Below are 12,669 nucleotides of genomic sequence, written 5' to 3'. Positions count from 1 at the left end.
TAAAAATTAGAGCAAAACGGGTAAATTAATTTTAAACAAAAAGTAATGAAATCAATTACAATTAAAGGATCAAAAAGAGAAAGCGTGGGCAAGGTAGCAACCAAAGCCTTACGTAATGCTGGTATGGTTCCTTGCGTTATTTACGGAGGAGACAAGCCAATGCATTTTTCAGCAGAAGAATTAGCATTTAAAAACTTGGTGTACACTCCAAACGTTTATACTGCAGAAATTCATGTTGATGGACAAAAAATAGCGGCTATCTTACAAGATATCCAATTTCACCCAGTAACAGATAAAATACTACACGTAGATTTTTATCAGTTATTTGATGATAAAGAAGTTACTATGGAAATTCCTGTGAAATTAACAGGTACTTCTCCAGGAGTTTTAAATGGAGGATCTTTACGTTTTACAAACCGTAAGTTAAAAGTAAAAGCAATACCTGCTAATTTACCAGATTATGTAACTGCAGATATTTCTAGCTTAAAAATTGGTAGTAAATTAGTAATTACGTCTCTATTTAATGACGATTACACATTTATGCACCCAGAGAATACAGTGGTTGTACAAGTTAGAACTTCTAGAAATGCTACTGTTGCAGACGATGAAGAAGAAGCAACTGAAGAAGCAGAAGCACCAGCAGCTGAATAGGCACTGTGTTTCATTTAATAAAAAAAAGCGTTACAATTTTGTAACGCTTTTTTTTTACGCTGAACTCGATTTAGAGTTTTATAGATTTATCTAAAGTAAAGTTTAGTTCTATAAAATTTTAGATATTATGTACCATAGATAACTTTATATTTCTTCTTATTTTTGAGGAATGAATTTCTTATCAATTATAAAAAGAAACTTGGGCTTAAACAAAGAGATAAAAGAAGATCTAATGAAAAAATTTTTAATTGTTGGTTTGGGTAATATTGGCGATAAATATTTAGAAACGCGACATAATATTGGCTTTAAAATTCTAGATGAAGTAGCAGAAGAGCATAAAGTTTCTTTTGAAACAGATAAGTTGGGTGATGTTGCTACGTTTCGTTTTAAAGGGCGAACTTTTATTTTATTAAAGCCAAATACATTTATGAATTTAAGTGGAAAAGCAGTAAAATATTGGATGCAAAAAGAAAAAATTGCTGTTGATAATCTCCTTATTGTTACAGACGATTTAAATATCGATTTTGGTACTATTCGTGTAAAAGCAAAAGGTAGTGATGGTGGCCATAATGGCTTAAAAGATATTCAAGAAAAATTAGGGACAAACAAATACCCAAGATTTCGTTTTGGCGTAAGTGCAAATTACGCTAAAGGTAGGCAAGTAGATTATGTTTTGGGCGAATGGAATAAAGAAGAAACTAGTCAATTAATAGAACGTTTGCCTTTGTCTGCCAAAGTAATTACTTCTTTTGGCACAGCAGGTTTAGCAAATACTATGAATACCTACAATGGAAAGTAAAATAGGTTAGCTTTATATTTTAGCTAACCTATTTTATATTCTTTCAAAAGTAATATAAGTAGTTACTTCCTCTACATTACTATTAACAGGTACTTCAATTTCTTGATACAGACTAAAACTATCTTCATTAAAGTTTTTTACTTCTAAAGTACCACTTAGATTTGGCAGTAAACCTCCAGAAAAAGTTATGGTATTATCAGCCTCGTTAACGCTAAAAGTACCAGCAAAATCTATATCTTCTATAATATCTCTTTCTTCAAAACTATCGCCTACAACCGGGTCTAATTTATAAAGTATGGTATAGCTACCTACCATAGTATAAGTGCCATTTGCAGCTAATTCTAAATTTAGTTTAAATAAATCTCCTTCTGTGGTTGCTGTGGCTACTTTTATAGGAAAACCATTAGAGGTAGTTGTAATATCTGTACTAATATTTAAATTAGTAATGGCATAACTGCCTACAATATTTGTGTTCGATAAAATAAAAGCAGGTTCATTATTACTATCACTACTGCTACTACAACTACTAATTGTAATAATGGCCAAAAGTAAAACGAATACTGATGTAATTTTTTTCATAATTTTTGATTTATATGTTAATTTTCACTAGCAAACCACTCTGCAAAACTAGTACTAGTTTCTTGTAATTTTAAAGAATGTAATTTTATGTTTTTAGGTAATCTTTCTTTAATTTTTTTAGCAAAATCTATAATCATCATTTCACTTGTAGGTTGGTAATCTACCAACAAAACGTCATGTCCTCTGTCCATTAACTCTTTTGCCAACTCTACGTGAGGTGTGTTTTTATTAAAAACTGTAGCATGATCAAAAACATCTACAATTTCTTCATTTACAATTTTTTTTAAATCGCCAAAATCAATAACCATTCCTAATTTTACATTAGAAGTATCTTTAATAGGCTTACCAGAAACAGTTACATAAAGCTTGTAAGAATGTCCGTGTACATTTTTACATTTACCATCATAACCATATAAGGCATGGCCAGTTTCAAAATTAAATTTCTTTGTAATTCTAATTGTACTCATTACCTTCTGTTTCTAATTTTGTTGTAAAAATACACAATTACCAATACTATTGCGAGTACTAAAAATAAATAATCTCCACCCATTTTTTTATATTTTTGTTTTAAACTAAGAAATCTTGCAGTACGTCTGCAATTTTTCTGTTGTCAGATAATTGCGGAATTTTATTTTGTCCGCCAAATTTACCAATAGATTTCATGTATGCATGAAAACCACCTTTTTTAACTTTACTTATTTTTAAAGGTCGTAAAACTTTACCTTCAATTAAATCGAAATAATAAATATTTTGTGTTTGCATAGAAGCATCTATTTTTCTAGCAAATTCTTCTAAGCTTTCTGGTTCGTTTTCAAATTCTATAAACCATTCGTGGTAAGGTAAACCATTTTCTGGATTAACTTGAGGTGCCACTGTAAATTCACTTACATTTATAGAAGTACCTAAAATAGCATCATTTAACGCTTTCTCAACCTCTTTACCAATAACATGTTCGCCAAAGGCGGATATAAAATGTTTAATTCTACCTGTAACTTTAATTCTGTAGGGTTTTGTTGATGTAAATTCTACAGTATCTCCAATATTGTAACCCCAAAGACCTGCTGTTGTATTTAATATAATTACATAGTTTACGCCAATTTTTACATCTTTTAAAGAAATTCTAGTGGGGTTTTCATCAAAAAATTCAGTTGCAGGTATAAATTCGTAAAAAATACCAGAATCTAATTGCAACAACATTCCTTTTTCTTTTTGCGAATCTTGGTAGGCAATAAAACCTTCTGAAGCAGGATATAATTCTATGTAATCTATTTTTTTACCAATTAAACTTTCGAACTTATTTTTATAAGGTTCAAAATTTACACCACCGTAAATAAAAAAATTAAAATTAGGGAATAACTCTGTGATAGATTTGCCTGTTTTTTCAATTAACTTTTCAAAATACATCTGTACCCAAGAAGGTATACCACTAATTACAGACATGTTTTCATTTACAGTTTCTTCTACAATTGCATTTACTTTGGTATCCCAATCTTCTATGCAGTTGGTTTCCCAAGAAGGTAATCTGTTTTTAAGTAAATATTGTGGCACATAATGCGCAACAATACCACTTAACCTGCCTAATTTTACTCCGTTTTTGTCTTCTAAAACTGGGCTTCCTTGTAAAAAAATCATTTTACCGTCTACAAAACTAGCATCGTTTTTTTCTGCAATATAAAATAGCAATGCATTTTTTGCAGCTTTTATATGCGTTGGCATAGAGTCTTTGGTAATAGGTATGTATTTTGCACCAGAAGTTGTGCCAGAAGTTTTGGCATAATACAAAGGTTTACCAGTCCATAAAACATCTGTTTCGCCAGCAACCATTCTATCTACATAAGGTCTTAATCCCTCATAATCCGTAACCTTTACGTTCTTTTTAAAATCGCTATAATTTTTTATAGCACTAAAATTATGATCTTTACCAAATGCAGTTTTAGCGCCTTTAGAGAGTAGGTTTTTAAAAACTTTTTCTTGGGTTTTGTGCGGATTGTTGGCCCATTTTAATACTTTTTTGGTATGGTATTTGGCAAACGGAATTGCGAAAAAAGATTTAATACTCATTTTTTAAAAATCTATAAAATTTGTGGGATTTACTGCATAACCACCTTTCCAAAGCTCAAAATGCAAATGTGGCCCAGTAGTAAACTCTCCTGTAGAACCTACACTTGCTATTACTTCTCCAGATTTAACAAAATCGCCTTGTTGCTTTAGTAAATTACCATTGTGTTTGTATACAGATATAAAATCTTTATTGTGTTTTAAAAGTATTACATAGCCTGTTTCTGCAGTCCAGCCAGAAAAAATTACAGTACCATCTGCAACAGCTTTTACAGGTGAACCTTTTTTGGCAACAATATCTACTGCAAAATGTTTTGAACTAGACTCAAAATTTTGAGAAATAATACCATTTAGAGGTGCAAAAAAAACGACTTTTATACTATTATTGTTATTATTTAAAATAGCAAATCTATTTTCTTTTGCTACTTTTTCTCTAAATAAAGAATCTTCTGGTGTGGCATCTAAATCGTCTATTTCAATATTTATTTGTCTTGCCTCGTTTTGTATAGAGTCAATTTCTTCTGCCGTAATTTCTCCGGTTAAAACCGGTTTTAAGGCTTTGGTATAATTTTCTAAAATGGCTAGTTTTTGTTTTAAAGAATCGGCTTCAAAAGTTAATTTTACAGCACTTGCTTTTAGTTTAGATGAGGAGTAACCAGGTATGTACTCTTTTATAGGTGTAAATGCAATTAAAATTGTAGTTAACACAATTAGTAAAATAGAGAAAAAACCACCTAATACAAATACATTTAAGAGCGATAGTTTTAAAGAGAAACGCTCTTCAAAAGTGTCTTCATTTAAAACAACTAACCTGTATTTATCGGTTAATTTTTGTTTTAATTTGCCTTTATTTTTTTTGTTTTTTGTCAAATTTAAATTTGTATGCTGCTACATAATAGCAAACGTAAAAATAAGAAAACTATTTCTTGTAAAAGTTCATTTCGTCTATATATTGCCAAACTTCCGGAGTTAACATTGGTTTTATGTTTTGTCCGTTTTTAATACCATTTCTAATCATTGTAGATGAAATTTGTACAATTGGTGCAGTAACTTTATGAATTTTAGAATGTTCTTTAAATTGATGGTCTAGGCTTCCATCTGCAATTCTTGGATATACATAAATATGATGATTCTCTAGGATAACTTCAAAATTTTTCCATTTATTAAAACTCTTTAAATTGTCTTCGCCCATAATTAAGCAAAACTCTTTATTTGGGTATTTGTCTGCTATATGCGCTAAAGTGTGCACTGTATAATTGGGTTGTGGTAATTTAAACTCAATATCTGATGGCTTAATTTTATTATAATTTTCTGTAGCGCGATATACAAGCTCAAATCTATGGTGATTTTCTAAAAGCGAACTTTTCTTTTTAAACGGATTGTGAGGTGTAACTACCATCCAGATTTCATCTAAATCTGAATTTTCTACCATGTAATTGGCAATAATTAAATGCCCAACATGTATGGGATTAAAAGTACCAAAATATAAACCTATTTTCATTTTTTAAGATAATAGAAAAGAGAGCAAAGAGAAAAGATGCTCAGCCTTGTTTTAATTTACTATTCTTTTTTCTCTTTTAAAAAATCTTCAACTAATTCTACCGCCTCTTTTAAAGCATCTTCTAGAATATAGTTTTTTATAATCTTATCAAACTGAGGCGCAGTAGCCAACTCTACAGAAGCCTTTGCAATGCGCATATTAATCTTGTCTTCACTTTCTGTTTTTCGTTTTTTCAAACGAATTTTTAATTCGTCTATACTTGGTGGTTTTACAAAAATAGCTAAGGTTTCTTTTGGAAACTTTTTCTTAATTCTTAAGCCTCCAGCAACATCAATATCAAAAATAACATGTTTTTTTAATGCCCAAATACGTGCTATTTCTGTTTTTAAAGTGCCATAAAAATTATCTCTATATACTTCTTCCCATTCTAAAAACTCTTCGTTTTTAATTTTACTTTTAAAATCTTTTAAATCGATAAAGTAGTAATCTTCTCCATCTTTTTCTTCGCCTCTGGGCAACCTAGAAGTGGCAGAAATAGAAAACGCTAATTTTAGTTTTTCTTGTTGTAATAAATGGCGTACAATAGTGGTTTTACCAGAACCAGAAGGCGCTGAAAACACAAATAATTTTCCCTTAAAATCTGACATAATTTGGTTTTTTGTTATTCGTTTTTGGTTGATGGATTTTATTAATATTTAAAACCATCAATCAAAAACCAATTAAAGTACATTTAAAATTTGCTCTTTAATTTGCTCTAGCTCGTTTTTCATTTGAATAACAGCTTTTTGCATGGGTGCAAAATTAGCTTTAGAGCCTGTTGTGTTAATTTCTCTACCCATTTCTTGTATAACAAAACCTAGTTTTTTACCATTAGAATCTGGTGTTGCTAAGGTTTCTAAAAAATAGTCTAAATGGTTTGCCAAACGCACTTTTTCTTCATTAATATCTAGTTTTTCTAAATAGTAAATTAGCTCTTGCTCAAATCTATTTTGGTCAGTATCTACTTGTAAATCGTCTATGGCCTTTTTTAAACGTGTTTTTACATTTTCAATTCGGTCTCCATCTAAAGCTTTTACTTCTTCTAAATAATGTTTAATATTTGCAATTCTTTTTTTAAAATCAATTTCTAAAGAGGCAGCTTCATCTGTTCTGTATTGCACAATTTCAGTTATAGCAATATCAATATTTTGGTCAATTAGATTCCATTCGTTTTCATCTAATTCTGCGCGTTCTGTTTTTAAAGCGTCTGGCATTTTTACTGCCATTTTTAATAATTCTACATCATATTCAGAATCAATAAAAAGTGTTTCTCTTAGTTGTTCTACATATTGTTTTACAACACTTTTGTTAACTTTAGACGAAGTTTCATCAGCTGTCATTTCTACAAAAACATTAAAATCTACCTTACCTCTAACCAAAGCTTTTGCTAATTTTTTACGAACAGAAAGTTCTTTTTCTTTGTAATATGAAGGAATTCTAACATTTAAATCTAAATTTTTACTATTTAAAGATTTAATTTCTATGGTTACTTTTTTAGTAGGCAATTGTAACACTGCTTTTCCGTAACCTGTCATAGATTGAATCATAAAATCATCATTTTTAATGTGTTGCAAATATAACTTTATTTGGCCATACTTTTAGGTTGTTTGGTTACTAAAAACACACCTAAAAAGATGATAATACTAGCCGCAATTTTTGTTAAATTTAAAGTGTCACTCCCAGCAATTAAGGCGTAAATTGTGGCTATTACAGGTTGTAAATAAATAAAAACACTTACCGTTGTTGGTTTTAGTTTTCTTAAGCCATACAAGTTAAAAAGATAGGTTATACAGGTTGTAAAAACAACTACAAAACCTACTTTTAAATAGATATTGGTTGGCATAGTTGCCCAAGATATTTGACTAAACTCGCCCCAACCAATAGGCAAAACAATTATTAAACCAAATAAATAAAACCATTTTATAAACGTAAATGGATGGTATTTTGCGATTAAGTTTTTTACCAATACCAAATACAAACCATAAGAGGCTGCATTTACTAAAACTAAAAAATTACCCAAATTACTATTGGTTGCATTGCCTGTAGTAGCATTGCCAAAAATTATTAAAATAACAGTACCAATTAAACCAATAAAAACGCCTAAAATTCTAAGTTTTGGTATTTTTTCTTTTAGTAGAATACTAGAAAAAAGCAATACCATAATGGGCGAAGTAACCATCATTACAGAGGCGCTAATGGGTGTTGTTAAGCTTAAACCTTTAAAAAAGGCTAGCATATTTAAGGCAACTCCAAAAACAGAGGCAAGTAGTATTTTTTTGTAATCAGATTTTTCTATTTTTTCTGATTTAATAAACAAACCTAAGATCCAAAAAATTAGGGTAGCACCTGCCACTCTTATTAAAATAAAACCATAAGGTTGCACAAAGTTGGGCATTACATCTTTGGCAATGGTGTAATTTATACCATAAATAAAAGTACCAATAAATACAGCAATAATGGCAAGTACTCTAGAATTCATTCTTTTGCTTTAAAATAATAGTGCAAAGTTGCTAATAATAAAACTACTAACCATAAAAAAAGAGCTTCAATATTAGAATTGAAACTCTTTTTAAGTTACTGGTTAATTAACTTTTGAACTGCAATATACATTTTTTATTTTTTAAGATAAAAGTATAAATGTAAATTACTAAGATTGCAAAATCTTAAAAAAACCTATGAAAATATTTTTTACAACTTTAGTAGTATTTTTCATCTCTTTTTCTGCATAAGCACAAAAAAATAAGGAATACAGTGTAAAAAAATCAATTTACGGTGTGCAAATAGGTTTATTTGGTTTTTGGGGGTATAATGAAACAAAATTAAATAACCAATTTGCTTTAAGAACAGAAATTGGTTTAGATGGTGGTTATTATTATAGCGATTTAAATACGCCTAAATCTCAGTATATTTTAATTCCGTCTTTATCTTTAGAGCCAAGATGGTATTATAACTTTGCAAAAAGAGATAAAAAAGGAAAATCGATAAAAAATAATGCAGCTAATTTTGTGAGTATTAAAACCACTTACAATCCTAATTGGTTTGCAATAACTAATGTGTCAAATGCAGATTTTTCTAACCTATTTAGAATTATACCTTCTTGGGGAATTCGACGAGATTTAGGCGCAAATTTCGATTTTGATTTAAGATTGGGTTTTGGTTATGGTGTTGCAGTAAATAATAACAACTCTTCTGGCGGTTTTCTAGGCGATTTTTCTGTCCGTTTTGGATATAATTTCTAACAAAGGTATTCGATTACTTGTTTTTTAGAAGATAAGCAGACAAAATTTAATGCTTAAAAAAGCAATTTTTGTGCTAATGAATTTTGCATTAATAAGGTTTAAAAAGTTACAAAACAAAAGGCACAATAAAAATACTTGCAAGCAATAGTAATAAAAATAAGTTTTTTAAGATTTTATTTTTAAGTGCTTCAAAACCGTTTGCGCCAAGCACGGCAACAGGAAAAATTAGAAAAAGTAATTCAGTACCATTTTTGTGGGGTTGCAAAAGGTTGTAGGTTATGGCAATTACTAAGTGTAAAACAAGTAATAACCAGCTTTTTTTAAAAGAGTTATTTACAGCTAACGCTTTTGGTGATTTTAAAACAATACCAAATGCAGCCAGCAATACCATAAAAAGAGCAATACTATAAAAGTTACCTTCTTTATAAAAATTCACAAAAGATAAGGCATCAAAATAGAAAAGGTTGGTAAACGTGTATACTTCATCTATACCAAAACAATAGGTAAAAAATAAAATTAAAGGTGTAGCAAATCCTAATATAGGTATAATTAAACTATTAATAAGCGGCTTTTGATGTAAAAAAATACCTGCATAAATTAGCATACCAAATAAAGCGGTAAAAGGCTCTAGTAAAAATAAAATGCCAAGCCAAAAACCACTATCAAAAAGCTTTTGGAAAATGTTTTTGTTAGATTTTAAACTGTAAATTTTCCTTAAAAATAATATTTGAACAAGAAAAAGTAATAGCACTTCAAAATTTAAAATTACAGTAAAAAAAAACGTAGTAATTATCGTGAAAATATAGTAACTGTAAGAATTATCTAGGGTGAGTCCGTTTTTAGTTATTACAAAATTAAAGAAGAAAAAAATAACTAAAAATAATGTTAAAAAAGCTAAAAATTCTAATACTACAGAAAAATTAAATGAGACAATAAATACATTTATCACATAAAATACAGTAAACAAGCAGAAAAACAACCCAAAAAGGATAATAAAATTGATAGGCTTAGATTTGCTTAAAAAATTGGCTAGCATTGTTTCTTTTATTATTTTTGCAGCGTAAAGATAATTAAGTTATGATAGCAGGCAATATTTTTAAATGGATTGGTAGTTTATTTACAGAACTTTTATTTCTTCCTTTTGAGTGGTTACGTTTATCTGTAGCACAAGCAGATTTAGGTTGGTGGATTTCTAATGCAGTAAACTGGGGTTTTCTTGTAGTACTTTTAGTTTTGTTTGCATATTGGATGCAACAATCTAGAAAGTTTTTAAAAGAAGGTACAGAAGACAGAGCTTAAAAATTTAAATTGGGAAGTAAAAATAAATTAAAACGTTTCAAAGAAAATGAAACGTTCAAAAATGTCATTCAGCCAACAAGAGAAGAGGTAATTACTAATTTTTCTCAAAAAGGCAAATGGCATTCTTTTTTTGGGAATAACAACCCTATTGTTGTAGAGTTAGGTTGTGGTAAGGGCGAATATACTATTGCTTTAGCTAGAAAAAATCCTGATAAAAATTTTATTGGTATAGATATTAAAGGAGCTCGTTTTTGGCGTGGTGCTAAAACAGCTTTGGAAGAAAATTTAGCAAACGTTGCCTTTGTAAGAACCCAAATAGAATTGGTAGATTATATTTTTGAGGCAAATGAAGTTGCTGAAATTTGGATTACTTTCCCAGATCCGCAAATAAAATACCAGCGCACCAAACATAGAATGACAAATACAAGCTTCTTAAAAAAGTACCACACTATTTTAAAAGAAGAGGGTATAATGAATCTTAAAACCGATAGCGAATTTATGCACGGTTATACCTTAGGTTTATTACACGGTGAAGGGCATGAAATTTTGTACGCAAACCATAATGTGTACAAAAATGATGGAGCACCAAAAGAGGTAACAGAAACGCAAACCTTTTACGAAAATCAATATTTAGCAGTAGATAAACCAATTACCTATATTCAATTCCGTTTAAAGTATTAAACAGTTTGTCATTTCGCAATGAGCTTTTTAGGCTTCTCAATTTTATTGGAGATAAAATAATGAGAAATCTAAGAATATTGAAATTTTACCCTAAATTTTAAAAAACTCACAAATTTCTTATCTTAACTGCGTGAAAGAATCCGATAATTTTTTTGAAAAAGTATACCAAACTGCACGTTTAATCCCCTTTGGAAGAGTAACCAGTTATGGTGCAATTGCCAAATATTTAGGTGCAGCAAGATCTGCAAGAATGGTTGGTTGGGCAATGAATAATTCGCATACTCAGCAAGAAGAAGTACCAGCACACAGAGTAGTAAACAGAAAAGGTTTGTTAACAGGTAAACATCATTTTAATGGCACCAATTTAATGCAGCAATTGTTAGAAAGTGAAGGTATTGTTGTTGTAGAAAATCAAATTCAAGATTTTGAAACTGTTTTTTGGAATCCTATGGATGAATTATCCTAAACTCTTATTATTTCTTAATTTTATAAAAATTTACAAATAAATGTAAGTTGCATCATAAAATTTAGACTTTTTCTTTAATAATTTACAGTTATTCACATATAAATAAACGCAATTTATAAGTTTTTCTTTCTTAGTAGATAACACTATCTTTGTATACTACTTTTTCTTTAAAAAGAATTCACCCAAAGTAGCGTAGTTAAAGCAAATACAACATAAAATGAGTTTTACAAAACAAGATATATATAACGCACTAGAAACCATAACTGCACCAGGAGAAGGTAAAAGTTTGGTAGAAAATAAAAACGTAACCAATATAGTTACTTTTGGTAACGAAGTTATTGTAGATGTAACTATAAGTAATCCTACATTACAAGCAAAAAAGAAAATAGAAGCTGAAATTACAAAAGCAATACAAGCAAATGTATCTCAAGAAATTCAGGTAAAAATTAATGTAAAAGTAGAAAAACCTGCACCAAAAGAAAACCCGAATTTAATACGCGGTAAAGAAATACCAAACATTAAAAACATTATAGCTGTGGCTTCTGGTAAAGGTGGTGTTGGTAAATCTACAATTACTGCGAATACAGCAATTTCTTTGGCTAAAATGGGTTTTAACGTAGGTGTTTTAGATGCAGATATTTATGGGCCATCACAACACATTATGTTTAATGTAGAAAAAGAAAAGCCACTTTCTGTAAATGTAGATGGGCGTTCTAAAATGAAACCTGTAGAAAATTATGGCGTAAAATTATTGTCTTTAGGCTTTTTCACAAATCCAGATCAGGCCGTAATTTGGCGTGGGCCAATGGCCTCTAAAGCATTAAAACAATTAATATTTGATGCAGATTGGGGCGAGTTAGATTTCTTACTTATAGATTTACCACCAGGTACAGGAGACGTACATTTATCAATAGTACAATCTTTGCCAATTAATGGTGCAGTTGTAGTAAGTACTCCACAAAATATTGCTTTGGCGGATGCTAAAAAAGGAGTAGCCATGTTTCAGCAAGAAAGTATAAACGTGCCCGTTTTAGGAATTGTAGAAAATATGGCGTACTTTTCACCAGAAGAATTGCCAAACAACAAATATTATATCTTTGGGCAAGATGGTGCAAGAAACCTAGCAGAAGATATAAAAACCCAGTTTTTAGGAGAAGTGCCTTTGGTACAAAGTATTAGAGAAGCTGGTGATGTTGGGCATCCTGTAGCGTTACAAACAGGCACTGTTTTAGAAGAAGCATTTAATCAAATTACAAAAGAAATGCTTTCGCAATTGTTAAAAAGAAACGAGAATTTACCACCAACAGAAGTAGTAAGAATTACTACAATGAGTGGTTGTAGCGCAGTAAAAAAGTAA

The 12,669-nt window shown here is 29.9% G+C and carries 16 protein-coding genes; 7 read left to right on the top strand and 9 right to left on the bottom strand.

Translation table 11 applies throughout. The features are described from left to right. Positions 1–45: 45 nt before the first annotated feature. Complete coding sequence (locus tag Q0684_RS07310) at positions 46–651, top strand: 50S ribosomal protein L25/general stress protein Ctc (protein WP_299014514.1); 606 nt, start codon at positions 46–48, stop codon at positions 649–651. A 232-nt stretch (positions 652–883) separates the two neighbouring features. After that, positions 884–1,450: an aminoacyl-tRNA hydrolase gene (gene pth, locus Q0684_RS07305; protein ID WP_299014512.1), complete on the top strand. Its 567-nt coding sequence runs from the start codon at positions 884–886 to the stop codon at positions 1,448–1,450. A gap of 33 nt (positions 1,451–1,483) precedes the next feature. On the opposite strand, the gene Q0684_RS07300 is transcribed toward pth, so the two are convergent. The 8 genes from Q0684_RS07300 to Q0684_RS07265 form a co-directional block, all read right to left on the bottom strand. Then, a complete protein-coding gene (locus tag Q0684_RS07300; protein WP_299014509.1) occupies positions 1,484–2,029 on the bottom strand; it encodes a hypothetical protein in 546 nt (181 codons plus the stop codon). A 17-nt stretch (positions 2,030–2,046) separates the two neighbouring features. Beyond that, complete coding sequence (locus Q0684_RS07295) at positions 2,047–2,496, bottom strand: 6-carboxytetrahydropterin synthase (RefSeq protein WP_299014507.1); 450 nt, start codon at positions 2,494–2,496, stop codon at positions 2,047–2,049. Positions 2,497–2,596: 100 nt separating this feature from the next. Continuing rightward, entirely contained in the window at positions 2,597–4,090 is a 1,494-nt protein-coding gene (locus Q0684_RS07290; RefSeq protein ID WP_299014505.1) for a GH3 auxin-responsive promoter family protein, read from the bottom strand. 3 nt (positions 4,091–4,093) lie between these two features. After that, on the bottom strand, positions 4,094–4,957 hold the full coding sequence (locus Q0684_RS07285; RefSeq protein ID WP_299014503.1) for a M23 family metallopeptidase: 864 nt from the start codon (positions 4,955–4,957) through the stop codon (positions 4,094–4,096). Positions 4,958–5,006: 49 nt separating this feature from the next. Further along, on the bottom strand, positions 5,007–5,588 hold the full coding sequence (nadD, locus tag Q0684_RS07280; protein ID WP_299014500.1) for a nicotinate (nicotinamide) nucleotide adenylyltransferase: 582 nt from the start codon (positions 5,586–5,588) through the stop codon (positions 5,007–5,009). A gap of 59 nt (positions 5,589–5,647) precedes the next feature. Then, positions 5,648–6,235, bottom strand: coding sequence for a guanylate kinase (gmk, locus tag Q0684_RS07275; protein ID WP_299014497.1), 588 nt, complete (start codon positions 6,233–6,235; stop codon positions 5,648–5,650). 72 nt (positions 6,236–6,307) lie between these two features. Then, entirely contained in the window at positions 6,308–7,174 is an 867-nt protein-coding gene (locus Q0684_RS07270; protein ID WP_299015528.1) for a YicC/YloC family endoribonuclease, read from the bottom strand. 35 nt (positions 7,175–7,209) lie between these two features. Then, a complete protein-coding gene (locus tag Q0684_RS07265; RefSeq protein ID WP_299014494.1) occupies positions 7,210–8,106 on the bottom strand; it encodes a DMT family transporter in 897 nt (298 codons plus the stop codon). A 295-nt stretch (positions 8,107–8,401) separates the two neighbouring features. Here Q0684_RS07265 and Q0684_RS07260 point away from each other — a divergent pair, with 295 nt between their 5' ends. Next, on the top strand, positions 8,402–8,866 hold the full coding sequence (locus Q0684_RS07260; RefSeq protein ID WP_299014492.1) for a hypothetical protein: 465 nt from the start codon (positions 8,402–8,404) through the stop codon (positions 8,864–8,866). Positions 8,867–8,972: 106 nt separating this feature from the next. Here the strand turns inward: Q0684_RS07260 and Q0684_RS07255 are convergent, their stop codons facing one another. Further along, a complete protein-coding gene (locus Q0684_RS07255) occupies positions 8,973–9,470 on the bottom strand; it encodes a hypothetical protein (protein WP_299014489.1) in 498 nt (165 codons plus the stop codon). Between the two features lie 473 nt (positions 9,471–9,943). Between Q0684_RS07255 and Q0684_RS07250 the strand changes: the two genes are divergently transcribed. From Q0684_RS07250 to Q0684_RS07235, 4 genes are all read left to right on the top strand, one after another. After that, a complete protein-coding gene (locus Q0684_RS07250) occupies positions 9,944–10,165 on the top strand; it encodes a hypothetical protein (RefSeq protein ID WP_299014486.1) in 222 nt (73 codons plus the stop codon). 9 nt (positions 10,166–10,174) lie between these two features. Next, complete coding sequence (trmB, locus tag Q0684_RS07245; protein ID WP_299014483.1) at positions 10,175–10,846, top strand: tRNA (guanosine(46)-N7)-methyltransferase TrmB; 672 nt, start codon at positions 10,175–10,177, stop codon at positions 10,844–10,846. Between the two features lie 130 nt (positions 10,847–10,976). Further along, complete coding sequence (locus Q0684_RS07240) at positions 10,977–11,312, top strand: MGMT family protein (RefSeq protein ID WP_299014480.1); 336 nt, start codon at positions 10,977–10,979, stop codon at positions 11,310–11,312. A gap of 217 nt (positions 11,313–11,529) precedes the next feature. Next, positions 11,530–12,669, top strand: a complete 1,140-nt coding sequence (locus Q0684_RS07235; protein WP_299014477.1) for an Mrp/NBP35 family ATP-binding protein — start codon at positions 11,530–11,532, stop codon at positions 12,667–12,669.

Origin of the sequence: uncultured Polaribacter sp., assembly GCF_947503875.1 — a bacterium.
Lineage (GTDB): Bacteria > Bacteroidota > Bacteroidia > Flavobacteriales > Flavobacteriaceae > Polaribacter.
This window is presented reverse-complemented; position numbering and strand designations above follow the sequence as displayed.